The sequence below is a fragment of the Pedococcus dokdonensis genome, from assembly GCF_900104525.1.
GTDB lineage: Bacteria > Actinomycetota > Actinomycetes > Actinomycetales > Dermatophilaceae > Pedococcus > Pedococcus dokdonensis.
On the sequence record NZ_LT629711.1, the window covers coordinates 23,353 to 48,471 of the forward strand.

The window sequence follows — 25,119 nt, forward strand, 5'->3', positions numbered from 1 at the left end:
AGGGGGTCACGTGCAGCACCCTTGACCCCGTGGGACATCTCGACATCAACACCGTCAGCTTCGTGCTGCCCGATGGCCGCCCGCTGCTGAGCGAGGTCTCGCTCCGGGTCGGCGAGGGAGCCAAGGTCGCCCTGATCGGCCCGAACGGCACCGGCAAGACCACCCTCGGCCGGATCATCGCCGGCGACCTCGCGGCGCACGAGGGTGCGGTCACCCGCTCCGGTGGGCTTGGCGTCATGCGGCAGTTCGTCGGCTCGGTGCGCGACGAGTCGACGGTCCGTGACCTGCTGCTGTCGGTGGCGCCCGCGCCGGTCCGCGAGGCGGCGGCCGAGATCGACCGCACCGAGCTGCTGATGATGGAGCGCGACAGCGAGGCCGACCAGCTGGCCTACGCGCACGCCCTCGTGGCGTGGGGCGACGTGGGCGGCTACGACTACGAGACGTTGTGGGACGTCTGCACCGTGGCGTCCCTCGGTATGCCGTTCGACAAGGCCCAGTGGCGCAAGGTCACCACCCTCTCGGGCGGGGAGCAGAAGCGGGTGGTCCTCGAGGCCCTGCTGCGCGGCCCCGAGGAGGTGCTGCTGCTGGACGAGCCGGACAACTACCTCGACGTGCCTGCCAAGCGGTGGCTGGAGGAGCAGCTGATCGCCTCCCCGAAGACGGTGCTGTTCGTGAGCCACGACCGCGAGCTGCTCAACCGGGTCGCGACGCGGGTCGCGACGCTCGAGCCGGGCGCCGCAGGGTCGACGCTGTGGGTCCACCCCGGCCGGTTCGCGACCTACGCGCAGGCCCGCGAGGACCGCAACTCGCGGCTCGAGGAGCTGCGTCGGCGGTGGGACGAGGAGCACCAGAAGATCAAGGACCTCGTGCAGATGCTCAAGGTCAAGGCCAAGTACAACGACGGCATGGCGCCGCGCTACCACGCCGCCCAGACACGTCTGCGCAAGTTCGAGGAGGCCGGCCCGCCCCAGGAGACCCCGCTGCGCCAGAACGTCAACATGCGGCTCAAGGGCGGCCGCACCGCCAAGCGCGCGGTGATCGCCGAGGGGCTCGAGCTGACCGGGTTGATGAAGCCGTTCGACCTCGAGATCTGGTTCGGCGAGCGGGTGGCCGTGCTGGGCAGCAACGGGTCGGGCAAGTCGCACTTCCTGCGGCTCGTCGCGGCCGGTGGCAGCGACCCCGACGCCGAGCACCGTCCGGTCGGCGGCCTCGAGCCGGTGCCGGTGGCCCACACCGGGCGCCTGCGGCTCGGCTCGCGGGTGCGTCCCGGGTGGTTCGCCCAGACCCACGAGCAGCCGGCCCTGGTCGGCCGCACCCTGTTGGAGATCCTGCACCGGGGTGACGAGCACCGCACCGGCCGCCCCCGCGAGGAGGCGGCCCGGGTGCTCGACCGCTATGGCCTCGCGCGAGCCAGCGAGCAGACCTTCGACTCGCTGTCCGGAGGGCAGCAGGCGCGGTTCCAGATCCTGCTGCTCGAGCTGTCCGGCGCCACCTGCCTGCTGCTGGACGAGCCCACCGACAACCTCGACCTGCACTCGGCCGAGGCCCTCGAGGAAGGGCTGGAGGCGTTCGAGGGCTCCGTCGTCGCGGTCACCCACGACCGGTGGTTCGCGAGGGGTTTCGACCGGTTCCTGGTGTTCGGTTCGGACGGTCGGGTCTACGAGTCGGACGAGCCGGTCTGGGACGAGGGACGGGTCGCCAGGGCTCGCTGAGCGATGCCGGGGACGGCCTCCCCGTGGGGATGCATGTAAAGGTTTTCGCAACTATCGTGCCGAGCAGCACGCCGCGCGCCGCTGGGGTCGCGCGGTGCTTCGGAGGAGCAGCCATGCGAGGTCCACGTCGTCCGTATGCCGTCCTGGTGGGCATGGCCCTCCTCATCGCCGGAGCGGGCGTCCCGCTGGCCGCGCCGGCCACGGCCGCCGACCCGGCGCCCCGGACGGCCACCTTGGCCGGCTCGCTGCAGAGCGAGCTCGGCTGCCCCGCCGACTGGTCGCCGGACTGCACCTCGACCGACCTCGCGCAGGTCGGCAACACCACCGCATACGCGAAGGTCTTCGACGTGCCCGCGGGCAGCTACGAGTTCAAGGTCGCCATCGACCACTCGTGGGACGAGAACTACGGCGCCGACGGCGTCAAGAACGGCGCCAACATCCCGCTCGTCCTCAAGGGCCCGGCGCGGCTGGAGTTCTCGTACGACGACGCCACCCACCAGGTCGGGATCCGGCCGCTGAACCTCTCGGGGCGTGCGACGCGAGCGGACAACGCGTATGCCGCGGACTCGCTGCGCGAGCCCCTCACCAAGGAGCGCTACTACTTCGTCATGACCGACCGGTTCGCCAACGGTGACACCGCCAACGACCGCGGTGGACTCACCGGCGACAAGTCGGTCACCGGGTACGACCCGACCAACAACGGCTACTACCACGGTGGTGACCTCAAGGGCCTGCAGGGCAAGCTCGACTACATCAAGGGCCTGGGCACCACGGCGATCTGGCTGACTCCCTCGTTCAAGAACCGCCCGGTGCAGGGCGCCCCGCCCAACGACAGCGCCGGCTACCACGGCTACTGGATCACCGACTTCACCCAGATCGACCCGCACCTCGGCACCAACGCCGACCTCACCGCGCTGATCGCGGCCGCCCACGGCAAGGGGATGAAGGTCTTCTTCGACATCATCACCAACCACACGGCCGACGTCATCAACTACTCCGAGGGCCAGTACACCTACCGCAACAAGACGGACTACCCCTACAAGGACGCCGCGGGCAACGTCTTCGACGACAAGACGTATGCCGGCAAGCCGAACTTCCCCGCGCTCGACCCCGCCACCTCCTTCCCGTACCACCCGGTCTTCACGAACCCCGCAGACGCGACGGTCAAGGTGCCGGCCTGGCTCAACGACGTGACGAAGTACCACAACCGCGGTGACTCGACCTTCGCCGGTGAGTCCTCCGAGTACGGCGACTTCGTCGGGCTCGACGACCTGTTCACCGAGCAGGCCGACGTCGAGAAGGGGATGGAGGACATCTACAAGGCGTGGGTGGACTTCGGCGTCGACGGCTTCCGGATCGACACCGTCAAGCACGTCAACACCGAGTTCTGGCAGAAGTTCAGCCCGGCGATGCTCGAGCGCGCCAAGCAGAACGGCAACCCCGACTTCTTCATGTTCGGCGAGGTCTACGACTCGCGCCCGTCCTACATGTCGACCTTCACCACGACGGGCAAGCTGCAGGCCACCCTCGACTTCGGGTTCCAGTCGCAGGCCGTCAACTGGGCGCAGAGCAAGTCAGGCACCGACCTGCGCGACCTCTACGCCGACGACGACTACTACACCGACACCGACTCGAACGCCTACGAGCTGCCGACCTTCCTCGGCAACCACGACATGGGCCGGGTCGCGATGATGCTCAAGGGCCCGAGCGCCGACGACGCCGACCTGATGCGCCGCGTCAAGCTGGCCGACTCGCTGATGTACCTCACCCGCGGCCAGCCGATCACCTACTACGGCGACGAGCAGGGCTTCATGGGCTCCGGTGGCGACAAGGCCGCGCGGCAGGACATGTTCGCCACGCAGACCCCGAGCTACGCGACCGAGCAGGTGCTGGGCGACACGTCGGGAGCCAAGGCCCGCTACAACACGAGCGCCCCGCTCTACCAGCACATCAAGACGTTGGCGGCCCTGCGGGCGGCCCACCCGGCGCTCGCCGACGGCGCGCAGATCCACCGCTACGCCAGCAGCAACGCGGGCATCTTCGCCTTCTCGCGGATCGACAAGGACAAGCGCACCGAGTATGTCGTGGCGCTCAACAACGCGACGACGGCCAAGTCCGCGGGCTTCGCCACCTACGGGCACAACCAGACCTTCGCGCCGCTCTACGGCGCCGGCGGGTCGGTGCGCTCGGCGAAGGATGGCCGGCTGACCGTCACCGTGCCGGCGCAGTCGGTCTCGGTGTGGAAGGCCACCAGCCCGATGGACAGGCCGAAGTCGGCGCCTGCGGTCTACCTGACCTCACCCGGCGCCGGTGACGTCGTGGGAGGGCGGGCCGAGATCGGCGCGGCCATCCCGGACGACACCTTCGCCCAGGTCTCCTTCCTCGCCCGGCCGGTGGGGACCACCGCCTGGACCAAGCTCGGCACCGACGACAACGCGCCATACCGGGTCTTCCACGACGTGAGCGACGCGACGGTCTGGCCGAAGGGCACGCTCGTGGAGTACCGCGCGGTGGCCAAGGACTCGGTCGGCCACATCTCGGCGTCCTCGAGCTATGGCGTCGTCGGCGACCCGAAGTCCGGCGGCGGCGGCAGCGTCGGCCCGGTCACCCAGCCGGACGCGGTCAGCGTCCCCGGCGACCACAACTCCGAGATGGGGTGTGGCGGGGACTGGGCGCCGGACTGCGACCAGGCCCAGCTGACCCTCGACACCAAGGACCAGATCTGGAAGGGCACCTACACCACGGTCCCTGCCGGCCCGTACGCCTACAAGGTGGCGATCAACAAGTCGTGGGACGAGAACTACGGCGCCGGTGGCGTTCCCGGCGGTGACAACATCAGCTACACCATGCCGGCCGACGGCAACACGTTCTACTACGACCACGCCACGCACTACGTGACGTCGAAGGCCCAGGGCCCGATCGTCACGGCGCCGGGGTCGTTCCAGTCCGAGCTGGGCTGCCCGGCCGACTGGAGCCCGGACTGCATGCGCCCGTGGCTCCAGGACCCCGACGGTGACGGCACCTACACGTGGTCGACCACCGAGATGCCGGCCGGCACCTACGAGTTCAAGGTCGCGCACGGGCTCAACTGGGACGAGAACTACGGCGCCGGTGGCGCGCCCGGTGGCGCCAACATCTCGCTGACCGTCCCGGCGGACGGCATGGTCGTGACGATCTCCTACGCCATCGGCACCCACGTCGCGACGGCCAAGGCGGTCAAGGCGGGCGCGGCTCCCGACCTCACCAAGCAGCGTGCGGTCTGGGTGTCCAAGGACCTCGTGGCGGTGCCCGCGGACATGGCCTCGGGTGCCAACCCGGCGCTGCTGCGCTGGCGGCTCGCGTGGTCGCCGACCGGTGGCCTCAGCGTCGACGCCGAGGACATCACGGGTGGCTCGTGGGCCCCGCTGTCGTGGGACCCGCGAGGACTCTCGGCCTCGGTCGTGAAGGCCCACCCCGAGCTGGCCGGCTACCTCGCCCTGCGCCTCGACGACAAGACCGCGAAGAAGGCGCCGGACATCCTCAAGGGCCAGGTGGCCGTGGGCGTGTTCGACACCCTCAACCGGGTCCTCGACGCCACCGGCGTGCAGACCGCCTACGTCCTCGACAACCTGTATGCCGCATCGGCCAGTCAGCGCGCCTACGGCGTCACCTTCGGTGGCCGCTCACCCACCTACCGGGTGTGGGCGCCGACGGCGCAGAAGGTCGACCTGCTGACCTGGCCGGCGGGGGCCGCGGGCAACGCCCCGGTCAGCTCGGCCACCCGCACCCACCTCACGCGGGCCAGCGACGGCTCGTGGTCGGGCTCGGTCGGGGCGAAGAACGCGCGGTACCTCTACGAGGTCACCGTGTACGTGCCCAGCACCGGCAAGGTCCAGACGACGCAGGTGACCGACCCCTACTCCGTCGCACTCACCCTGGACTCGACGCGGTCGGTGGCGGTGGACCTGAAGGACCCGGCATACCAGCCGTCGACCTGGCGGACCGCCAAGGCGCCGGCGCTGGCGAAGGACGTCGACTCGACGATCTACGAGCTGCACGTGCGCGACTTCTCGGTCAACGACCCGACCGTCAGCGCGCAGAACCGCGGGTCGTACCTCGCGTTCGCCGAGAACGGCAACGGCACCAAGCACCTCAAGGCGCTCGCCGCGGCCGGCCTCAACACGGTGCACCTGCTGCCGACCTTCGACATCGCCTCGATCCCGGAGGACCCGGCCGACCAGCAGTCGCCGGCGTGCGACCTCAAGTCCTCCGCGCCGGACAGTGAGGAGCAGCAGGCCTGCATCGACGCGATCCGCGCCAAGGACGCCTTCAACTGGGGCTACGACCCGTGGCACTGGATGGCGCCGGAGGGTTCCTACGCGTCCACGCCGGCCAAGGCCGACGGGGGAGCGCGGGTGGCCGAGTTCCGGACCATGGTGGGTGGCCTGCACCGGGACGGCCTGCGGGTCGTGCTGGACCAGGTCTTCAACCACACCCCGACCTCGGGCCAGGCGCAGACCAGCGTGCTCGACAAGGTGGTGCCCGGCTACTACCAGCGGCTCAACGCGACAGGGGCGGTCGAGACCTCGACCTGCTGCCAGAACGTCGCCACCGAGCACGCCATGGCCCAGAAGGCGATGGTCGACGCGGTGGTGCTGTGGGCCCGCGACTACAAGGTCGACGGCTTCCGGTTCGACCTGATGGGGCACCACAGCAAGGCCAACATGCTGGCCGTGCGGTCCGCCCTCGACCAGCTGACCCTGAAGAAGGACGGCGTCGACGGCAAGTCGGTCTACGTCTACGGCGAGGGCTGGAACTTCGGTGAGGTCGCCAACAACGCGCGGTTCGTGCAGGCCACCCAGGGCCAGCTCGGCGGCACCGGCATCGGCACCTTCTCCGACCGGCTGCGCGACGCGGTCCGTGGTGGTGGGCCGTTCGACGACGACCCGCGCAAGCAGGGCTTCGGCAGCGGCGAGTCGACCGACAGCAACGGCGTTCCCTTCTCCGGCTACGACCCCGTCGAGTCGCTGAAGCACGACACCGACCTGGTCGAGCTCGGGCTGGCCGGCAACCTGCGGTCGTTCACGTTCCGGCTCAACGAGGACGGCACCGTCGCCACGGGCAAGGACGTCGACTACAACGGGCAGCCGGCGGGTTACGCCGACCAGCCCGACGAGGTGATTACCTATGTCGACGCCCACGACAACGAGACGCTGTTCGACAGCCTGACCTACAAGCTGCCGGTGGCGACCTCGATGTCGGACCGGGTCCGGATGAACACGCTCTCGCTGGCGACCACGGCGCTCTCGCAGACACCGTCGTTCTGGCACGCGGGGGCCGACCTGCTCCGCTCCAAGTCGTTGGACCGCAACAGCTATGACAGCTCGGACTGGTTCAACACGCTCGACTGGACGGGAGCCGACAACGGATTCGGCCACGGCCTGCCGCTCAAGGGCGACAACAGCGCGAAGTGGCCGATCCAGAAGCCGCTGCTGGCCAACACCGCCCTCAAGCCGGCGGCCACCGACGTGCAGCAGGCCACGGCCCAGGCGCAGGACCTGCTGCGACTGCGGTTCTCCACCCGGCTCTTCCGGCTCGGGACCGCCTCGGCGATCAACGCGAAGGTGTCGTTCCCGGCCAGTGGCACGGCCGACGCGCAGCCGGGCGTGATCGCGATGCGGATCGACGACACCAAGGGCACCGACGCCGACCCGCAGCTCAAGGGGCTGGTCGTGGTGTTCAACGCCTCGCCGACGGCGGTGAACCAGAAGGTGCCCGGTCTGGCCGGCGCGACGCTGTCGCTGTCGCCGGTGCAGCAGTCCGGGTCGGACGCGGTGGTCAAGACGTCGACGTGGAACGCCACGGCCGGCACCGCCACCGTGCCGCCCCGCACCGTGGCGGTGTTCGTCCAGCGCTGACCCTGCGCCCCCCTGCACGAACCTTTGCTAGCAAAGGAAACTTGATGGTGGACAGGCTGCAACCTGTCCCTCAAACAGTTTCCTTTGCTAGCAAAGGAAACTGGGGGCGGGGTCAGCCGTCGAGACCGAGGACGATCTTGCGCAGGAGCGTGTTGAGCTGGGTCTTCTCGGTGTCGCTCAGCACGTTGATGGTCTGCTTCTCCTGCACCAGGGCGAGCTCGAGCGCCTTCTTCCAGACCTCCCGACCGCTGCGGGTGGGGCGGACGATGATGCGGCGGCGGTCGAGCGGGTCGCTGTCGCGCGTGACGTGACCGAGCTCGACGAGCCGGTCGAGCCGAGAGGTCATCGCCGCGCGGGTCACGTGGCAGGCCTCGGCGAGCTGGGCGGGGGTGGTCTCGATCGGCTCCGGTTGCACCAGCAGCGTGTGCAGGGTGTCGTACTCCGACGGCCCGACACCGAGGGCGCCGAACGCGGCGGTGTTCATCCGCTTGACGTGGCGGTTGATCGCGCCGACCCGCACGATCGCCCCCTCCACCTCCGGGTCGAAGCCGTCGAAGGTGCGGCGCCACCGCTGCACGTGCTGGTCGACCCAGTCCTCGTCCTGATCCCGCTGCGGTTCGGCCATGCCAGCAGTCTGGCAGATCTGGAAACCGTCTGAGAATTAGATGACAGATAGTTAGATGGTGTACTAATCTGCCGGGATGAGCTCCCTCCCCTTGTCGTCGGCCTTCCGGCTCCTCGCGCTCGGTCAGGGCCTCTCATGGTTCGGGGACGCGTTCGCCCCCATCGCGCTGGCGGTGGCCGTGGTGGTCGGCGGTGGCAGTGCCAGCGAGCTCGGCCTGGTGCTCGCCGCGACCATGACGGCCCGGCTGGCCGGGACCCTGGTCGGCGGGGTCTGGGCCGACCGGGTGGCGCCCGGCCGCATCATGGTCGCGAGCGACGTGGTCCGGGCCCTCGCGGCGCTCGCCACGGCCGGCTACTTCGCCAGCGGGCAGGACAGCGCGCTCCTGCTGTGCGGGTTGGCTGCGGTGACCGGTGGTGCCGCTGCGTTCTTCGGCCCGGCGTTCGTGTCGCTGCGACCGCTGCTGGTGCCGGTGGAGCGACGGCACGCGGCCAACGCCACGCTCAACATCCTCCAGAACTCCGCGTTCATCCTGGGTCCTGCGACGGCCGGTGTGTTCGTCGCCTGGGCCGGTGCGCCGTGGGCGTTCGTGGTCAACGCCGTCTCCTTCCTGGTCTCGGCCGCGACGGTGGCGGCGATCCGGGTGGAGGCGCCGCGCGCCCCGCGAGTGGGCATGCTGGCCGAGCTCCGGGAGGGGTGGCGCGAGGTGACCAGCCGCAGCTGGTTGCTGGCCGGCCTGCTGGCCGCCACGGCCTACCACGCGGCCTTCGGCGCCGTGACCGTGCTGGTCGACGTCATCGCGGTGCGCGACCTCGGCGGTCCCACCGCCCTGGGGTGGATCTCCGCCGCCTCGGGTGCCGGCGGGCTGCTCGGTGGCCTCCTCGCCCTGCGTATGCCGCCGAGTCGCCCGCTCTTCGTGGGCTGGCCCTGCGTGGCGCTGATGTCGCTCTTCGCGGCGGCGTTCGCCTGGCCCGGTCACCTGGGCGCGGTGATCGCCGCTGCCGTGGTCGCCTTCGGTGGGCTGATGTACTTCTCGGTGTGCTGGGACACCGCCCTTCAGGACGGCGTGCCCCACGCGGTGCTCGCGCGGGTGTCGTCGTGGGACATCCTCACGTCGTTCGTGGCCATCCCGGCGGGCAACGCGCTCGCCGGTCCGATCGCGCACACCTACGGGACCAGCCGGGTCATCCTCGTGGCCGCCGTGGTGATGGCGCTCGCATCGCTCGCGCCGATGCTGGTGCGCGGCTCACGTGAGCTGCGCCGCGCGACGACGGCCACGCCGGCCCCGGAGCCGACCGCGACTCCGGAGCGGACTGCCGTCGTCCCCTGAGGCCGGCCGGCGGAGGACCGTGCCCACGCACCGTCCCCCGCCGCCGCGCCGCCCCCGCCGCACCGTCCCCCACCGCCGCGCCGCCCAGCCGCTCAGGGCGAGTGGGGAGCGGGTGTCTCGGCGCGACCGTGGTCGTCCGCCGGCAAGGAGCCATGGGTCGTCGCGGTCTCCACCAGGTCGTCAGCGTCCCCGATGTCGTCGGACGGCGCCTCGTCGACCGGTGTCGTGCGCCCGTGGCGCCACGCCGGGACGAAGCAGACGAAGCCCAGCGTGCTGACGACACCCGCGACCACCATGGCGGTGGGGATCGAGGTGCGCGCGGCCAGCAGGCCCAGGAGGGGCCCGACCACGGCGCCACCGGCCTGCATGACGAGCGAGCCGAGCGACAGGATCGTCGCGCGGTTGCGCGAGCTGGCCTCCCGGTGCATCAGTCCCGAGTAGGCGGGGCTCGCGGCACCGTGCATCGAGTAGGTGAACAGGTAGGCCACGATCAGGGCGACCGGCCCGAAGGCGAGGCCCATCAACACGACTCCGAGCCCGTTGACGATCCGGCCGAGGATGGCGGCACGGACCAGGCCGAACCGGTCGGCCGCCCTGCCGCCCAGCCAGGACCCGACCGAGAAGAGACCCCAGCCACCGGCGGCAGCGGGCCCCATCCACGCCCCGGCCTCGGCCTCGGAGCCGAGCAGGTCGGACAGCCGCAGCGGCATCAGCGTCTCGTAGGCCATCATCCCCGTGACCCAGAAGAGCTCGACGGCGACCAGGCCGGCCAGCACCCGGTTGCGGGTGACCAGCCGGACTCCGTCGCGGACCACCGCGGGCGTCTCGCGGACCGACTCGGCCAGCCTGGCCCGCATCCGGCTGTCGCTGCGCGGCTTCTCGCGCAGGAGCACGACGGTGGCGAGCAGGTGCACGACGCTCAAGGCGACGAAGATCTGGACGGGCAGGAGGAGTGCGCTGGAGTCCTTGAACGGGTGCCACGCCACGAGGGCACCGGAGACCAGGGCGCCGCCACCCATGCCGACCCCGACCAGCACTCCTTGGGCGGACATCGCCCGGTGCACGTCGGCGCCCGGCTCGCGCTCGTGGACGGTGTCGACGTACCAGGCCTCCAGGGGCCCGGAGTCGAGGGCCCGGTAGATGCCCATCAGCCCGGCGGACAGCGCGAACTGCCAGAAGGAGTGGGCGACGAGGAAGGACACCCCCGCGACGATGTTGACCACCCCCGCGATGATCAGCAGCGGTCGTCGCCCGAGGGCGTCGGCGAACCCGCTCGTCGGCAGCTCGAGCAGGAAGACCATGATCCCCTGCGCGGTCATGTAGAGGGTGATCTCCTGGATCGACAGCCCGCGCTCGCGGGCCACCAGGGTGAAGAGACCGACGACGAAGCCGACCGGCAGCCAGCGGGTCAGGCTGAGGGTCAGGAAGACCCGCTTGGCGGCGACGGGGGACAGGCTGGCGCTCATGCGGGGTCCCCGCGAAGTATTCGGAGGAGCGAAGCGGGGGAGAAACTTCGTGGGGTGCTTTTCATGACTGCTCCTTGCCGGTCGGGACCCGGTCGAGGTCGAGGGGGTAGGCCGCGTAGTAGACCGCCATGCGGCGGGCCCTCGGGTTGCCCTGCCCGACCCGGCGGTACTTCAGCATCAGCTCGTCGAGCTCGACCTTGAGCTGCTCGATCTGGTCCGCGGTGGCGACGATGATGGCGTCGCTCATCCCGGCCGCCTCGCGCCAGTCGACCGGCCAGGTCTCCTGCACGTCGAGCCACTGCTCGAACTTCTCGGAGAAGTGCCGCGCGTAGTCACGGACCAGCCAGTTGAGCGCGGACTCGGAGTCCTCGTCGCCGGCGAAGTCGCTGTCGGCCCAGGTGTGGAAGTCGGTGGCCGCCTGCCAGAGCCGACGCTTCCCCTCGCCCTCACCGGTGTCCGAGACCAGGCCCACCGACTCGAGCTTGCGCAGGTGGTAGGAGGTCGCGCCGGAGTTCGTGGCCAGCCGGGTCGCCAGGTCGGTGGCGGTCGCGGGCCCGTCGATGCGCAGTGCGCTGAGCAGCCGGGACCGCAGCGGATGGGCCAGCACCTTCACCGCGGCAGCGTCGAGGCGCAGGCCGGTCAGGTCGCCGATCTTGGTGCGGGGAGGGGTCATGCGTGCACAATACCTCTGCACACTTTGTTTGCACAAGTAGTTTGCAGAGGAAGTGTGTATGCACATCTGTGCAGGTCAGAGGTCGTTCCAGGCACCCCCCAAGGCGATTTGGGTGCGCGACTCCCAGCCCGTAAACTTGAGCACTGTTGTGCCGTGCGCCCTCGACAGGCGACACCAACGGTCCGGACGGACCACGCGCCTCGGGCGCACGCGGCATACCGCCACCACATCATCCATGTAAAGGTTCAGAACTTTGCGCACCTTCACCCCGAAGCCGGCCGAGGTCACTCGCACCTGGCACGTCATCGACGCCACGGACATCGTCCTGGGTCGCCTGGCGAGCCAGACCGCGATCCTCCTGCGCGGCAAGCACAAGACCACCTTCGCGCCGCACGTCGACGGTGGTGACTTCGTCATCATCATCAACGCCGACAAGGTCGCCCTCACCGGCGCCAAGCTCGAGCAGAAGAAGGCCTACCGCCACTCCGGCTTCCCGGGCGGCCTCAAGAGCACCTCCTACACCGAGCTGCTTGCCAAGAGCCCCGAGAAGGCCATCGAGAAGGCCGTCCGCGGCATGATCCCCAAGACCACGCTGGGTCGCCAGCAGCTCACCAAGCTGAAGGTGTACCGCGGTGCCGAGCACCCGCACAGCGCCCAGAAGCCCGTCCCGTTCGAGATCACCCAGGTCTCCCAGTAAGGATTTCTTGTGACTGACATCAACACTGAGACCGCTGTCGAGGGCGACGAGGTCGAGCTGACCGAGTACACCTCCGAGTCGGAGGGCCCCGTCGCGGGTGCCGAGCCGGTTCGCCGCCCCACCGCCTCCGCGCCCGGCGCGGCCACCGGTCGCCGCAAGCAGGCCATCGCCCGCGTGCGCATCGTGCCCGGCACCGGCGAGTGGAAGATCAACGGCCGGACCCTGGAGCAGTACTTCCCGAACAAGGTCCACCAGCAGATCGTCAACGAGCCCCTCACGGTGCTCGAGCTCGATGGCGCCTACGACGTGCTCGTCCGCGTGCACGGGGGCGGCCCCTCCGGCCAGGCCGGCGCGGTCCGCCTCGGCGTGGCCCGCTCGCTCAACGGCGTCGACGAGGAGCTGAACCGTCCGGCGCTCAAGAAGGCCGGCTTCCTCACCCGTGACGCGCGCGTCCCGGAGCGCAAGAAGGCTGGTCTCAAGAAGGCCCGCAAGGCTCCGCAGTACAGCAAGCGCTGATCTGCCCCTGCAGTTCCCGTCCGGAGGCGGCGCCCCACGTGGGTGCCGCCTCCGGCGTGTTTGGCGGTAGGTTTCCGCCAGATGCCCGCGTCCGGCCCGGCCCACGAGGCGGCCGATCGCGCGCCCGATCGAAAGGCTCTCCTCCATGCCCACGACGGCACGACTCTTCGGTACCGACGGGGTTCGCGGGCTCGCGAACGTCGACATCACGGCCGAGCTGGCGCTGCGCCTCAGCGTGGCCGCCGCCCACGTCCTCGGCGACGCGGCGCGGCAGGCGGGGCGCCGCCCCAAGGCGGTGGTCGGGCGGGACCCCCGGGCCTCGGGTGAGTTCCTGTCCGCGGCCGTGATCGCCGGGCTCGCGTCGGCCGGGGTGGACGTCTACCACGCCAACGTGCTGCCGACGCCGGCCATCGCGTTCCTCACCGCCGACACGCACGCCGACTTCGGGGTCATGCTGTCCGCCTCGCACAACGCCATGCCCGACAACGGGATCAAGTTCTTCGCCGCGGGCGGCCACAAGCTCGACGACCGGATCGAGGACGAGATCGCCGAGCGGCTCGACCAGGACTGGGAGCGACCGACCGGCGCCGACGTGGGCCGCGTGGTCACCATGCCCGACGGCCACACCCGCTACATCTCCCACCTGCTGACCGTCCTGCCCAACCGGCTCGACGGCATCAAGGTGGTCATCGACGGCGCCCACGGCGCGGCCAGCTCGGTGTCGCCGGAGGTGTTCCGGCTGGCCGGTGCCGAGGTCATCGAGATCGGCACCGAGCCCGACGGCCTCAACATCAACGACGGTTACGGGTCGACCCACCTCGACCACCTCAAGGCGGCCGTGCTGGCCAAGGGCGCCGACCTCGGCATCGCCCACGACGGCGACGCCGACCGGTGCCTGGCCGTCGACGCCAGCGGCACCGAGGTCGACGGCGACCAGATCATGGCGATCCTCGCCGTCTCGCTGAAGTCCCGGGGCGCGCTGGCCCAGGACACCCTCGTCGCCACGGTGATGAGCAACCTCGGCCTGCTGCAGGCGATGGAGCGCGAGGGCATCGTGGTGCGGCAGACCGCCGTCGGCGATCGCTACGTGCTCGAGGACATGCGCGCGTCGTCCTTCTCGCTCGGGGGCGAGCAGAGCGGCCACGTCATCTTCCTCGACCACGGCACGACCGGCGACGGCGTGCTGACCGGCCTGATGCTGGCCGCCCGGGTCGCCGAGACCGGCCGACCGCTCGCCGAGCTGGCCACTGTCATGCGCCGGCTCCCGCAGGTGCTCGTCAACGTCAAGGGCGTCGACAAGTCGCGCGTCGAGTCCGACGAGGAGCTGCAGGCGGCGGTGCGGGCCGAGGAGCTGGCCCTGGCCGGCGCCGGTCGGGTGCTGCTGCGCAAGTCGGGCACCGAGCCGGTGGTCCGCGTGATGGTCGAGGCCGGCGAGCAGGAGCAGGCCCAGGCGGTCGCCGACCGCCTCGTCGAGGTCGTCAGGGCGCGCCTCTCCCTCTGACCGCACCACCCGCCATACCTCGCCTCGATCAGGTCAGCCGACCGAGGCGGGGTATGGCGCGGGGTCAGGGTGTGACGCGGCGGAGCACCAGCCAGGCGGCGCCGGCCAGCGCCACCGCGAGGACCAGCGGGTAGCCGCTGGTCAGCGCCAGCGTGGTGGTTTCGGTGAAGAACCGGCCGACCGCGCCCCAGCCGTGCCGCCAGGTGATGAGCACCGCCGCGGCCGCGCCGAGCAGGAGGCTGGCGGTCGACAGGAGGAACATGCCGTTCTGGCCCCAGCGCTTGAAGACGGTCCCCATCAGCATCCCCAGCGCCGAGACGAACAGGAACGGCACGGTGTAGGTGAGGAACAGCTCGGCCGGGTTGCCGTCCTGGAGGAACCACGGGCTGAAGAAGCGCATGTGGACGCCCCAGCCGCTGGTGGCGCCCTCGAGCGCGTGCAGGGCGGTGAGGACGACCCCGGCGAGCACGGACTGGCCCAGGACGTAGAGGCAGGTGCCCTGGAAGAAGCTGCGGCGGGTCGCTCCCAGCCCGAGCGCCAGGGGGAAGACCTGGGTCCACAACGACAGGTTCGCGAAGATCGCGACGCCGTAGAGGGAGGCGATGCCACCGGTCTGCCGGTCGGCCACCGGCACGTCGGTGAGGGCGAAGATCGCGAGGTTCACGACGAACGAGATCGCCACGATCAGCCAGGGCCAGAACAGCGCCATCGGTCCCGGGAGGAGGTGGATGCGCAGGGTCTTCAGGGCGGCGGTCATGAGAGGTGGACCTCCTCGGGGTGGCTGATGGCTTCGGGACGCAGGGCGGGGCCGGTGGTGGCGCGCACGACCAGCTGCTGGAGTGAGACGGGCTCGAGGCGCAGCCCCTGCCGCTCGGCGGCTCCGGCGGGCGCCCCACGGACGGTGACCCGGGTGAAGCCACCGAGGTTCTCCCGGTGCACCACCTCGTGGGCGGCCGCGAAGTCGTCCACCGCGGCTCGCGGCCCGCTCACGACGACGAGGCTGCCGCGCAGGACGTCGGTGTCCTCGTCGAGGATCACCCGCCCCTGGTCGAGCACCACGACGTGGTCGAGCAGGTTGCTCACCTCGTCGATGAGGTGCGTCGACAGCACGACGGTGCGAGGGTGCTCCGAGTAGTCGGCCAGCAAGCGGTCGTAGAACAGCTGCCGGGCCACCGCGTCGAGCCCGAGATAGGGCTCGTCGAAGATCGTCAGTGGCGCGCGGGAGGCCAGGCCCACGACCACCCCGACGGCGGACAGCTGGCCGCGGGACAGCTTCTTGACCCGTTGCCCGGTCCGCAGCCGGAACTGCTCGACGAGGTCGGTGGCGAGCTCGTCGTCCCACTCCGCGAAGGAGATCCGGGCCGCCGTGAGCACGTGTCGGACGGTGAAGTTGTCGGGGTAGTGCTGCCCCTCACGGATGAAGCAGATCCGGTCGAGGACGCGCGCGTTCTCCCACGGGTCCTCACCGAATGCGCGGACCTCGCCGGAGGTCGCGAACGCCTGGGCCGTGAGGATCTGCATCAGGGTCGTCTTGCCGGCGCCGTTGCGCCCGAGCAGGCCGTGGATGGCGTTCTCCTCCAAGCGGATCGAGACGTCGGTCAGGGCGTTGACGTCTCCGAACCGCTTGGTGACGTCGGTGAGCTCGATGATGCTCATTGGTCGTCCTCCCACACGTCGATCAGCTTCCTCACGTAGTCGGGCTCGATGCCGAGCTTGTGCGCCTCGGCCATGAGCGGCGCGACGAACTGCCGCGCGAAGTCCTGCCGGCGTCGTTCGAGCAGCCGCGCCCGCGCCCCGGTCGCCACGAACATGCCGATTCCCCGTTTCTTGTAGATGACCCCGTCGGCCGCGAGCTGGGCGACGCCCTTGGCCGCGGTCGCCGGGTTGATCCGGTGGAAGGCGGCGAGCTCGTTGGTCGAGGGGACCTGGCTCTCCTCCTCGATCGAGCCGTCGATGATCGAGCCCTCGATCTGTTCGGCGATCTGGAGGAAGATCGGCCGGCCGTCGTCCATCACTGGACTCCCTTTTGGTTAGCCGGTTCATTACTCATGTAACTAACCATGCAACCGGACCTCTCCGCATGTCAAGTGGTGCACCGCGGACCTGCCCGGCGGCACACCTTGCCGGTCGCGGTGCGCATCACCAAGAGGCCTGCGGCGCACCAGGATTGGTCAGCGGGCGTCGCCGAGGAGGCGCACGATGTGGCGGGCGATCTCGAAGGCGCTGGTGGCCGCGGGGGAGGGCGCGTTGAGGACGTGGACGACCGACCCGGCGCGTTCGATGAGGAAGTCGTCGACCAGCGAGCCGTCCGCCCGCACGGCCTGGGCGCGCACCCCGGCCGGCGCCGCTACGAGGTCGTCGTCGCGCAGCTCGGGCACCAGCCGGCGCAGGCTGTCGCCGAACCTGTGCCGGGAGAGCGACCGCGCGACCTCGCCGGCCCCGGCCCGGTGGTGACGTGCCACGAGGCGCCAGAAGCCCGGGTGGGTGAGGGTGTCGCGCAGGTCGGCCCAGCGCGCGGTGCGCCAGTCGTAGCCTTCCCGCGCGAGGGCGAGCACGGCGTTGGGGCCGGCGTGGACGTGGCCGTCGGTGTCGCGGGTGAGGTGCACGCCGAGGAACGGGAAGGCCGGGTCGGGCACGGGGTAGACGAGTCCACGCACGAGGTGACGCACCTCGGGTCGCAGCTCGTGGTACTCGCCCCGGAACGGCACTATTCGCGCGGCCGGTCGGTGCCCCAGTCGGCGGGCCACGAGGTCGGCCTGCAGCCCCGCGCAGGCGACGACCTGGTCGACCCGCACGTCGCCGCCGGTGGTGTGCACGACCACCGCGCGACCGGAGGAAGTCGACCCGAGGACCTCGGTGCCGAGCAGCAACCGGGCGCCGGCGGCCTCGAGTCGGCGGACCAGGGCCGCGCAGACCGCGGGATAGTCGACGATCCCGGTCTCGGCGACGTGCAGCGCGGCCAGAGCGTCGACGTGCGGCTCGTACTCGCGGGCCGCCTCGGGAGACAGCCGGGTGACGTGCAGCCCGTGGGCGAGCCCACGGTGCTGGAGGCGGGCGAGACCGGGCAGCTCGTCGACGCGGGTGGCGACGACGAGCTTGCCGCAGACCTCGTGCGGGACGCCCTCCTCCCGGGCGAAGGCCACCATCGAGGCGGCACCCGCCCGACAGAGCGTCGCCTTGAGCGAGCCGGGCGGGTAGTAGAGCCCTGAATGGATGACTCCGCTGTTGCGGCCGGTCTGGTGGGCCGCCCAGGACGTCTCCTTCTCGAGCACGGTGACCTCAGCGCCCGGGCGCTCCTGCACCAGCCGCTCGGCGACGGCCAGTCCGATGATCCCGCCGCCGACGACGAGGACCCGCACCGGTGTCGGCATCGTCACAGCCTAGGCCGGTGCGGAATCCGGGGGTCGTCCCGCGGGGTTGTCACCCGTGGCGTCCGGACCGAGGATGTCAGCACCCGCCACCACCGAATGCGAGCCGAGATGCCCCACGAGTCCCTCACCGAACCGCTCTACTCCATCGCCGCGACGGCCCAGGGCGGTCGCGCCGGGCACGTCACCAGCGAGGACGGCGTCGTCCACCTCAAGCTCGGGAAGCCGGGGAGCAAGGCCAACCCCAAGGCCAATCCCGAGACGTTGTTCGCCGCCGGGTATGCCGCCTGCTTCGGCAACGCGCTCAACTCGGTCGCCACCGCGATGGGCCTCGACACCTCGGACTCGACGGTGACCGCCACGGTCACCCTCGGCAAGACCGACACCGGTGTCGGGCTGGCGGTCGCGCTGGTCGCCGACGTGCCCGGTCTCGACCGCGGCACCGCCCAGCAGCTCGTCGACGCCGCCCACGAGCGCTGCCCCTACTCCAAGGCGACCCGCGGCAACATCGACGTCACCGTCGCCCTGGCCTGACCGCCTGTGAGCGGTGCGCTGTGCCGCGTGGTCACCACACGGCGCACCCGGCGCCGTGCGCCGGGAGCCAGCCGAGCTCGAGGCGCCTCGCGCTCAGACGAGCTGGTCGAGCAGGCCCGTGTCGACGTCGTACATGAAGCCTCCCACCGCGACCTGGTCGCCGATGAGCGGGTGCGAGCGGACCGCGCGCACGTCAGCCATCAGCGCCTCGCGCTGGTCGTCGATGACGTGGAAGGACTGCCAGGACGCGTCCCGACCGGCCGACTCGCCGACCCGCTCGCGCAGCTCGGCCTCGCTGTTGCTGGCCATCGCGCACCGGGTGTGGGGGACGATGAGGATCCGCTCCACGCCGAGCAGGTGGACACCGAGGACGAGCGCCTCCAGTGCGCTGGCGTTCACCCGACCACCGGGGTTGCGGAAGATCTTTGCGTCCCCGGGCTTGAGGCCGAGCAGGCTCAGCGGGTCGATGCGGGAGTCCATGCAGGTGACGATGGCCACGCCCGCGTGGGCGATGCCGTCGAAGCCGCCTGTGGCGAAGTCGGTCTCGGCGTAGCGCCGGTTCGCAGCCAGCAGGTCGTCGAAACCACCACTGGTGGAAGTCGTTGCGGCAGAAGCGTTCTCACTCATAGCAGTCCTGGTCGTTTGGCGATGGACATGGCCATCGGCTTGATGGTGGAGGCGAAGAAGTCGTTGCCCTTGTCGTCGACGACGATGAAGGCGGGGAAGTCCTCGACCTCGATCTTCCACACCGCCTCCATGCCGAGCTCGGGGTACTCGAGCACCTCGACGGACTTGATGCAGTCCTGGGCCAGCCGGGCCGCGGGGCCACCGATCGACCCGAGGTAGAAGCCGCCGTGGGCGTCGCACGCGTCGGTGACCTGCTTGGAGCGGTTGCCCTTGGCGAGCATCACCATCGACCCGCCCGCGGCCTGGAACTGCTCGACGTAGGAGTCCATCCGCCCGGCCGTCGTCGGACCGAACGAGCCGCTCGCGTAGCCCTCGGGCGTCTTGGCCGGACCGGCGTAATAGACGGCGTGGTCCTTGAGGTACTGCGGCATGCCGTCGCCGGCGTCGAGCCGTTCCTTGATCTTGGCGTGCGCGATGTCACGGGCCACGACAAGGGGCCCGGACAGTGACAGGCGGGTCTTCACCGGGTACTTGGTCAGCTCGGCCCGGATCTCGTCCATCGGCCGGTTGAGGTCGATCCGCACGACGTCGTCGCCGGCGCCGGAGCCGGTGTCGGAGGCGCCCGAGCCCTCGAGGTGCTCGTCGGTCGTCTCGGGCAGGAAGCGTGCCGGGTCCTTCTCGAGCACCTCGATGAACACGCCCTCGGGGGTGATCTTGCCGAGCGCCTGGCGGTCGGCCGAGCAGGACACCGCGATCGCGATGGGGAGCGAGGCGCCGTGGCGGGGGAGCCGCACGACCCGTACGTCGTGGCAGAAGTACTTGCCGCCGAACTGGGCACCGATCCCGAAGTTCCGGGTCAGCTCCAGCACCTGCTCCTCGAGCTCGGTGTCGCGGAAGCCGTGAGCGGTCGGCGAGCCGGAGCGGGGCAGCTCGTCGAGGTACTTCGCGGACGCGTACTTCGCTGTCTTGAGGGCGAACTCGGCGCTGGTGCCACCGATGACGATGGCCAGGTGGTAGGGCGGGCAGGCGCTGGTGCCGAGGGACCGCAGCTTCTCGTCGAGGAAGGCCAGCATCCGCTCGGGGTTCAGGACCGCCTTGGTCTCCTGGTAGAGGAACGACTTGTTGGCGCTCCCGCCGCCCTTGGCCATGAAGAGGAACTTGTATGCCGTCTCGTGCCCCTCGGCGGTGTCGGCGTAGAGCTCGATCTGGGCGGGGAGGTTGGAGCCGGTGTTCTTCTCCTCCCACGTCGTGATCGGCGCCATCTGCGAGTAGCGCAGGTTCAGCCTCGTGTAGGCGTCGTACACGCCCTGGGCGATGGCTCTCTCGTCACCCCCGGGACTCAGCACCTGCTGGCCGCGCTTGCCCATCACGATGGCGGTGCCCGTGTCCTGGCACATCGGGAGCACGCCCCCGGCGGCGATGTTGGCGTTCTTGAGCAGGTCGAGGGCCACGAACTTGTCGTTGTTGCTCGCCTCGGGGTCGTCGATGATGCGGCGCAGCTGGGCGAGGTGGGCCGGGCGCAGGTAGTGCGCGATGTCGTGCATGGCCGTCTCGGTGAGCAGTCGCAACGCCGACGGCTCGACCTGGAGGAAGGTGCGGCCGCCGGGGCCCTCGACGGTGGAGACGCCCTCGGTCGTCAGCAGCCGGTACTCGGTCTGGTCCGGACCCGTGGGCAACAGGTCCACGTAGTCGAAGTCGGGCCCGGGGTTGAAGTCGGCCATCGGTCGTCGTGCTCCTGTCGTCGGTCTCGCAGTGCCGCGGTGCTCGCAGTCGGACCTGCCGGGTCCTCGGCCTGCTCGGGTGCTGGTGGGGCTACAGCTCGTCCAGCGCAGGGGCGTAGGCCCCGGCCTTGCCGACCGTGATGCCGCTGGTCGCGATGCCGCGGGCCACGGCCGGTCGGACGTCTTCCAGTGTCGCGCTGCGCAGTCGCTCGCGCGCACCCGGGTCCCCGAGCAGGCGCGAGGCGAGCAACCCGGACAGCAGCCCCGCCATGAAGGAGTCGCCGGCACCCACCGTGTCGACGACGGTCCGGGCGGCGGTCGGGGCGCGACCCTCGCCCGGCTCGCTGGCGACGCGGTAGGCCACGCCGTCGGGGCCGAGGGTGACGACCACGACGCTGGGACCCTCGCCCAGCCACCGCGTCATGACCGCCTCGGTGCTCTCCTCGGGGTAGAGGTAGGCCAGGTCGTCACCGGACGCCTTGACCACGTCGCTGAGGCGGACGAGCTCCTCGACGCGGGTCCGCACCGGCTCCAGCTCGCCCATGATGCCCGGGCGGATGTTGGGGTCGTAGGACACCGTGCCGTGCTCGCGGACCGCGACGAGGGCCTTGGTCACGCTCTCGGCGCCGGGCTCCAGGATCGTGCCGAGCGAGCCGGTGTGCACGTGGCCGGTGCCCGCGGGGACGGGGATCGTGGGCAGGTCCCAGTGCAGGTCGAAGGTGTAGGTGGCGGTGGAGTGCTCGTCGAGCGTAGCCAGGGCGGTCGAGGTGGGCAGGTCGCCGAAGCTCTCGGGCAAGACCGTCACGCCGTGCGAGCGCAGGTGCGTGGCGATCCGCTCACCGCGCTCGTCCCGGCCGAGCCGGCACGCGAAGTCGACGTCCTCCCCGAGCCGGGCGAGCCCGATCGCGACGTTGGCCGGGCTGCCCCCGACGTGTTCGGCGCTGCTGCCCGTGCTGTCGAGGACGATGTCGACCAGCGCCTCTCCGATGACGAGGTTCCTGACGTTCACGGAGCTGCCTTTCTGCGGGAGGTGACGGGACGAGCTTGACGTGGTGTCGGCGCCGGTGCCGCGCTCAGCCGGCGTGGTCGAAGTCGACCGAGGAGTAGGCGCGCAGCTTGGCGAGCCGGTGGTGGCTCTCGATCAGCCGGATGGTCCCCGACTTCGAGCGCATCACCAGGGAGTGGGTGGTAGCCCCTCCCGCGCGGTAGCGGACCCCCTTCAGCAGCTCACCGTCGGTGATCCCGGTGGCCACGAAGAAGCAGTTCTCGCCGGTCACCAGGTCGTCCGTCGACAGGACCCGGTCGAGGTCGTGCCCCGCGTCGACGGCGCGCTGGCGCTCGTCGTCGTCCTGGGGCCACAGCCGACCCTGGATCACGCCGCCGAGGCACTTGATCGCGCAGGCGGTGATGATCCCCTCAGGGGTGCCGCCGATGCCCAGGAGGAGGTCGATGCCCGTGTCGTCGCGGGCCGCCATGATCGCGCCTGCGACGTCGCCGTCGGAGATGAAGCGCAACCGCGCCCCGGCGTCACGCACCTCCTGGGCGAGCTCGTGGTGGCGCGGCCGGTCGAGCATGACGACCGTGACGTCCGCGACCGACTCCTTCTTGGCCTTGGCGATCCGCTTGACGTTCTCCGCGACAGGGAGGCGGATGTCGACGACGTCGGCCGCCTCGGCACCGGTCACGAGCTTGTCCATGTAGAACACCGCGGAGGGGTCGTACATGCTGCCCCGGTCGGAGACCGCCAGCACCGAGACGGCATTGGACTGTCCCTTGGCGGTCAGCGTGGTGCCGTCGATCGGGTCGACCGCCACGTCGCACTCGGGACCGTTGCCGTCGCCGACCTCCTCGCCGTTGTAGAGCATCGGGGCGTCGTCCTTCTCGCCCTCGCCGATGACCACGACGCCCTTCATCGAGACGGTGCTGATCAGCGCCCGCATCGCCTCGACCGCGGCCCCGTCGGCGCCGTTCTTGTCGCCGCGCCCGACCCACCGGCCACCGGCCATCGCAGCTGCCTCGGTGACCCGCACCAGCTCCAGCGCGAGGTTGCGGTCGGGTGCCTCCCCACCGACACGCAGGGACGAGGGCAGGTGCTGCTCGGACATGCATCGATCCTTCACGCGACGGCGGGTGAGCGCCCGCAGCCTATCGGTGGTGGGGGCAGTTGGCGCCGGGGTGGGCCTGTCGTGGACGATGGGGAGTGAGCACGCCCGCCCCCCGCAGTTCGTACGCCAACGGCTCCGTGGCCAACATGGTCCGGTCGCTGCTCGTCATCGGCGTCATCGTGGCGGCGCTCATCGCCATCGTGCCCCGGGTCAACAGCGTGTCGCAGCCGCCGGTGGACGTGGCCGGGGCGTCGGTCGAGGTGGCTCGCACGTCCGGCTGGCCGATCGACCGGCCCGAAGCGCTGCCCGACGGGTGGAAGGCGACCAGCGTCCGCTACGTCCGCTCCACCGGCGGCCTGATGACCTGGCACGCCGGCTACCAGTCGCCGACCGGCAACTACGTCGCCGTCGAGCAGACCAAGGACGCCACCGACGAGTGGGTTGCCGCCCAGACCAACCGCGCCACCCAGACCGGTGAGGTGCAGGCGGCCGGCAAGACCTGGGGCACCTACGTCCGCAGCGGCAAGGTCCAGAACAGCCTGGTCCACCGCGCTCAGAGCGCCGCGGAGCTGACGACGATCGTGACGGGCACCGGCACCTTCGACGAGCTGACCGCCTTCGCCGAGACGCTCCGCCCGGTCCCGGCCAGCTGACCCGGCGCCGTCGACAGGGCGGCGGTTCAGCCCTGCTGGGCGTCGTCGTCCCGGGTGAGCGCGGCCTCGGCCCCGTCGAGCCAGGTGCTGCAGTGCGCCGCGAGCGCCTCGCCCCGCTGCCACAGCCGCATGCTCTCCTCGAGCCCGAGCTGGCCGCCCTCGAGCTGGGCGACCACGTCGATCAGCTCGTCGCGGGCCTGCTCGTAGGTCAGCTCGGCCACGTCGGCGTTGGCGCCCTCGACATCGCCCTCGACAGTGGGCTCGACATCGGGCTCGACGTCGGGCTCGACGTCTGCGGTCGGCTTGTCTGCTCCCTTGGCCATGGTGCAGGAGCCTAGCCCGCTGCCCCCGGCAGCCCGACGACGCTGGCGGCGAAGTCGCCCCGTGCCACCCGCACCCGCAGCAGCTCGTCGACGGTGACCTCGTCCTGGTCGACGACGACGCGGCCGTCGCGGTGCTGCACCACGGCATACCCGCGCTCGAGGGTGGACAGGGGCGAGAGGGTGCGCACCTGCGCACGCAGGTGGAGCACCTGGTCGGCGGCGCGGTGCACCGCCGCGAGCACGCGGCGGTGGGCGCGGTCGGTGAGCGCGTCGAGCTCCTGGCGTCGCGCGTCGATCATCGCCGCAGGACGGGCCATCACCGGGCGTGAGCGCAGCGCGACGAGGTGGCGCCGCTCGCTCGCGATCCGCGCGTGCAGGGCGCGGCGCCCGCGGTCACGCGAGTGTCGTATGCCGTGCCGCTCGGCCTGCGCGTCCGGCACCACCCGTTTGCCGGCGTCGGTGGGGGTGGAGGCGCGCCAGTCGGCGACGTGGTCGAGCAACGGGGTGTCGACGTCGTGGCCGATGGCCGAGACCACCGGCGTGCGGGCCGCGGCGACCGCTCGGACCAGCGCCTCGTTGCTGAACGGCAGGAGGTCCTCCACCGACCCGCCGCCTCGCGCGATGACGATGACGTCGACCTCGGGACGGGCGTCGAGCTCCTGGAGGGCGGCCATCACCTCCTGCACGGCCGAGCCTCCTTGCACCGCGACCTCGCGGATCTCGAACCGGACCGTGGGCCAGCGGCGGCGGGCGTTCTCGACCACGTCCTTCTCGGCCGCCCCGGCCCGCCCGCACACCAGCCCGACGGTGCGGGGCAGGAAGGGCAGCGGCTTCTTGCGGTCGGGGTCGAAGAGTCCCTCGGAGGCGAGGGTGCGCTTGAGGTGCTCGACCCGGGCGAGCAGCTCGCCCACCCCCACGGGACGGATCTGCCGGGCGTCGAGCATCAGCGACCCGCGCTGGGTCCAGAACACCGGCTTGGCCTGGAGCACGACCCGGGCTCCCTGGGTGAGCGGGGTGGGCATGGCGTCGAGGGCGTTGACCTGGATCGCGACGGAGAGCGACATGTCGACGTCCGGGTCGCGCAGCGTGAGGTAGGCGGTGCGCTGGCCGGGGCGGCGGGTCAGCTGCACGACCTGGCCCTCGACCCACAGGACCGACATCTTCTCGACGTACTCGGCGATGCGCATGCTCAGCAGCCGCACCGGCCAGGGCGACTCGGCCGAGGTGTCGGCGGCCTTCTCCGGCAGCGCCGGTCGCTGGTCCGGTCCGCTCACGCGCCCACTCTAGGAGGTTCCGCACGCCTTCTGAGCCACTCGCGAGCCACGGAGAAGGCGCGGGGGCGCGCCGCGCGGTGAGCACGCGGCATACCCGCAC

General features: G+C 70.9%; 21 protein-coding genes. 8 read left to right on the forward strand and 13 right to left on the reverse strand.

Features of this window, described 5'->3' with window-relative positions; translation table 11 throughout:
* Positions 1–29: 29 nt before the first annotated feature.
* Complete coding sequence (locus BLQ34_RS00190; protein ID WP_091779914.1) at positions 30–1,712, forward strand: ABC-F family ATP-binding cassette domain-containing protein; 1,683 nt, start codon at positions 30–32, stop codon at positions 1,710–1,712.
* A gap of 113 nt (positions 1,713–1,825) precedes the next feature.
* On the forward strand, positions 1,826–7,609 hold the full coding sequence (gene pulA / locus BLQ34_RS00195; protein ID WP_091779917.1) for a pullulanase-type alpha-1,6-glucosidase: 5,784 nt from the start codon (positions 1,826–1,828) through the stop codon (positions 7,607–7,609).
* A gap of 112 nt (positions 7,610–7,721) precedes the next feature.
* Here the strand turns inward: pulA and BLQ34_RS00200 are convergent, their stop codons facing one another.
* Positions 7,722–8,234 carry a MarR family winged helix-turn-helix transcriptional regulator gene (locus BLQ34_RS00200; protein ID WP_091779922.1) on the reverse strand — a complete coding sequence of 171 codons (513 nt, stop codon included), beginning with the start codon at positions 8,232–8,234 and terminating at the stop codon, positions 7,722–7,724.
* Positions 8,235–8,310: 76 nt separating this feature from the next.
* Between BLQ34_RS00200 and BLQ34_RS00205 the strand changes: the two genes are divergently transcribed.
* Positions 8,311–9,561, forward strand: a complete 1,251-nt coding sequence (locus tag BLQ34_RS00205; RefSeq protein ID WP_197674745.1) for an MFS transporter — start codon at positions 8,311–8,313, stop codon at positions 9,559–9,561.
* 92 nt (positions 9,562–9,653) lie between these two features.
* On the opposite strand, the gene BLQ34_RS00210 is transcribed toward BLQ34_RS00205, so the two are convergent.
* Together BLQ34_RS00210 and BLQ34_RS00215 are read right to left on the reverse strand one after the other, a co-directional pair.
* Entirely contained in the window at positions 9,654–11,027 is a 1,374-nt protein-coding gene (locus tag BLQ34_RS00210) for an MFS transporter (RefSeq protein WP_091779925.1), read from the reverse strand.
* Positions 11,028–11,088: 61 nt separating this feature from the next.
* Positions 11,089–11,700 carry a helix-turn-helix domain-containing protein gene (locus tag BLQ34_RS00215; protein ID WP_091779928.1) on the reverse strand — a complete coding sequence of 204 codons (612 nt, stop codon included), beginning with the start codon at positions 11,698–11,700 and terminating at the stop codon, positions 11,089–11,091.
* Between the two features lie 253 nt (positions 11,701–11,953).
* On the opposite strand from BLQ34_RS00215, the gene rplM reads away from it, so the two are divergent.
* The 3 genes from rplM (at position 11,954) to glmM (ending at position 14,414) form a co-directional block, all read left to right on the forward strand.
* A complete protein-coding gene (gene rplM / locus BLQ34_RS00220) occupies positions 11,954–12,397 on the forward strand; it encodes a 50S ribosomal protein L13 (protein ID WP_091779931.1) in 444 nt (147 codons plus the stop codon).
* 9 nt (positions 12,398–12,406) lie between these two features.
* Complete coding sequence (rpsI, locus tag BLQ34_RS00225) at positions 12,407–12,913, forward strand: 30S ribosomal protein S9 (RefSeq protein ID WP_091779934.1); 507 nt, start codon at positions 12,407–12,409, stop codon at positions 12,911–12,913.
* Positions 12,914–13,058: 145 nt separating this feature from the next.
* A complete protein-coding gene (gene glmM / locus BLQ34_RS00230; protein ID WP_091779937.1) occupies positions 13,059–14,414 on the forward strand; it encodes a phosphoglucosamine mutase in 1,356 nt (451 codons plus the stop codon).
* 64 nt (positions 14,415–14,478) lie between these two features.
* Here glmM and BLQ34_RS00235 read toward each other — a convergent pair whose 3' ends face one another.
* The 4 genes from BLQ34_RS00235 to lhgO all read right to left on the reverse strand — a co-directional run bounded on the left by BLQ34_RS00235 (position 14,479) and on the right by lhgO (position 17,785).
* Positions 14,479–15,171, reverse strand: coding sequence for a hypothetical protein (locus BLQ34_RS00235; protein WP_091779940.1), 693 nt, complete (start codon positions 15,169–15,171; stop codon positions 14,479–14,481).
* Positions 15,168–16,070, reverse strand: coding sequence for an ABC transporter ATP-binding protein (locus BLQ34_RS00240; RefSeq protein WP_091779943.1), 903 nt, complete (start codon positions 16,068–16,070; stop codon positions 15,168–15,170). The genes BLQ34_RS00235 and BLQ34_RS00240 overlap by 4 nt, the downstream gene beginning before the upstream one ends.
* Complete coding sequence (locus BLQ34_RS00245; protein ID WP_197674746.1) at positions 16,067–16,429, reverse strand: GntR family transcriptional regulator; 363 nt, start codon at positions 16,427–16,429, stop codon at positions 16,067–16,069. The genes BLQ34_RS00240 and BLQ34_RS00245 overlap by 4 nt, the downstream gene beginning before the upstream one ends.
* Before the next feature lie 156 nt (positions 16,430–16,585).
* Positions 16,586–17,785 (reverse strand): L-2-hydroxyglutarate oxidase, encoded by a 1,200-nt coding sequence (gene lhgO, locus BLQ34_RS00250; protein ID WP_091788943.1) that lies wholly within the window; start codon positions 17,783–17,785, stop codon positions 16,586–16,588.
* Positions 17,786–17,893: 108 nt separating this feature from the next.
* Here lhgO and BLQ34_RS00255 point away from each other — a divergent pair, with 108 nt between their 5' ends.
* On the forward strand, positions 17,894–18,316 hold the full coding sequence (locus BLQ34_RS00255; RefSeq protein ID WP_091788946.1) for an Ohr family peroxiredoxin: 423 nt from the start codon (positions 17,894–17,896) through the stop codon (positions 18,314–18,316).
* 93 nt (positions 18,317–18,409) lie between these two features.
* On the opposite strand, the gene BLQ34_RS00260 is transcribed toward BLQ34_RS00255, so the two are convergent.
* The 4 genes from BLQ34_RS00260 to glpX all read right to left on the reverse strand — a co-directional run bounded on the left by BLQ34_RS00260 (position 18,410) and on the right by glpX (position 22,769).
* Positions 18,410–18,943 carry a beta-class carbonic anhydrase gene (locus tag BLQ34_RS00260; RefSeq protein WP_091779949.1) on the reverse strand — a complete coding sequence of 178 codons (534 nt, stop codon included), beginning with the start codon at positions 18,941–18,943 and terminating at the stop codon, positions 18,410–18,412.
* Positions 18,940–20,664 carry a fumarate hydratase gene (locus BLQ34_RS00265; RefSeq protein ID WP_091779953.1) on the reverse strand — a complete coding sequence of 575 codons (1,725 nt, stop codon included), beginning with the start codon at positions 20,662–20,664 and terminating at the stop codon, positions 18,940–18,942. The genes BLQ34_RS00260 and BLQ34_RS00265 overlap by 4 nt, the downstream gene beginning before the upstream one ends.
* Before the next feature lie 91 nt (positions 20,665–20,755).
* Positions 20,756–21,673 (reverse strand): carbohydrate kinase family protein, encoded by a 918-nt coding sequence (locus BLQ34_RS00270; protein ID WP_091779956.1) that lies wholly within the window; start codon positions 21,671–21,673, stop codon positions 20,756–20,758.
* A gap of 64 nt (positions 21,674–21,737) precedes the next feature.
* Positions 21,738–22,769 carry a class II fructose-bisphosphatase gene (gene glpX / locus BLQ34_RS00275; RefSeq protein ID WP_091779959.1) on the reverse strand — a complete coding sequence of 344 codons (1,032 nt, stop codon included), beginning with the start codon at positions 22,767–22,769 and terminating at the stop codon, positions 21,738–21,740.
* Positions 22,770–22,864: 95 nt separating this feature from the next.
* Between glpX and BLQ34_RS00280 the strand changes: the two genes are divergently transcribed.
* The gene (locus BLQ34_RS00280) at positions 22,865–23,422 is read left to right on the forward strand and encodes a DUF4245 domain-containing protein (RefSeq protein ID WP_231961362.1); all 558 of its coding nucleotides are present in this window, start codon (positions 22,865–22,867) and stop codon (positions 23,420–23,422) included.
* Positions 23,423–23,448: 26 nt separating this feature from the next.
* Here the strand turns inward: BLQ34_RS00280 and BLQ34_RS00285 are convergent, their stop codons facing one another.
* Both BLQ34_RS00285 and xseA read right to left on the reverse strand, forming a co-directional pair.
* Positions 23,449–23,745 carry an exodeoxyribonuclease VII small subunit gene (locus tag BLQ34_RS00285; RefSeq protein WP_091779961.1) on the reverse strand — a complete coding sequence of 99 codons (297 nt, stop codon included), beginning with the start codon at positions 23,743–23,745 and terminating at the stop codon, positions 23,449–23,451.
* A gap of 11 nt (positions 23,746–23,756) precedes the next feature.
* Positions 23,757–25,019, reverse strand: coding sequence for an exodeoxyribonuclease VII large subunit (xseA, locus tag BLQ34_RS00290; protein ID WP_091779964.1), 1,263 nt, complete (start codon positions 25,017–25,019; stop codon positions 23,757–23,759).
* Between the last annotated feature and the right edge of the window lie 100 nt (positions 25,020–25,119).

Excerpts from the sequence above, each read along its gene's own strand:
- BLQ34_RS00265 (WP_091779953.1), bottom strand. The coding sequence starts at position 20,664 with ATGGCCGACTTCAACCCCGGGCCCGACTTCGACTACGTGGACCTGTTG.
- pulA (WP_091779917.1), top strand. The coding sequence starts at position 1,826 with ATGCGAGGTCCACGTCGTCCGTATGCCGTCCTGGTGGGCATGGCCCTC.
- glmM (WP_091779937.1), top strand. The coding sequence starts at position 13,059 with ATGCCCACGACGGCACGACTCTTCGGTACCGACGGGGTTCGCGGGCTC.
- BLQ34_RS00210 (WP_091779925.1), bottom strand. The coding sequence starts at position 11,027 with ATGAGCGCCAGCCTGTCCCCCGTCGCCGCCAAGCGGGTCTTCCTGACC.
- BLQ34_RS00260 (WP_091779949.1), bottom strand. The coding sequence starts at position 18,943 with ATGAGTGAGAACGCTTCTGCCGCAACGACTTCCACCAGTGGTGGTTTC.
- BLQ34_RS00215 (WP_091779928.1), bottom strand. The coding sequence starts at position 11,700 with ATGACCCCTCCCCGCACCAAGATCGGCGACCTGACCGGCCTGCGCCTC.
- BLQ34_RS00200 (WP_091779922.1), bottom strand. The coding sequence starts at position 8,234 with ATGGCCGAACCGCAGCGGGATCAGGACGAGGACTGGGTCGACCAGCAC.
- BLQ34_RS00255 (WP_091788946.1), top strand. The coding sequence starts at position 17,894 with ATGCCCCACGAGTCCCTCACCGAACCGCTCTACTCCATCGCCGCGACG.
- BLQ34_RS00285 (WP_091779961.1), bottom strand. The coding sequence starts at position 23,745 with ATGGCCAAGGGAGCAGACAAGCCGACCGCAGACGTCGAGCCCGACGTC.
- BLQ34_RS00240 (WP_091779943.1), bottom strand. The coding sequence starts at position 16,070 with ATGAGCATCATCGAGCTCACCGACGTCACCAAGCGGTTCGGAGACGTC.
- glpX (WP_091779959.1), bottom strand. The coding sequence starts at position 22,769 with ATGTCCGAGCAGCACCTGCCCTCGTCCCTGCGTGTCGGTGGGGAGGCA.
- BLQ34_RS00205 (WP_197674745.1), top strand. The coding sequence starts at position 8,311 with ATGAGCTCCCTCCCCTTGTCGTCGGCCTTCCGGCTCCTCGCGCTCGGT.
- BLQ34_RS00235 (WP_091779940.1), bottom strand. The coding sequence starts at position 15,171 with ATGACCGCCGCCCTGAAGACCCTGCGCATCCACCTCCTCCCGGGACCG.
- lhgO (WP_091788943.1), bottom strand. The coding sequence starts at position 17,785 with ATGCCGACACCGGTGCGGGTCCTCGTCGTCGGCGGCGGGATCATCGGA.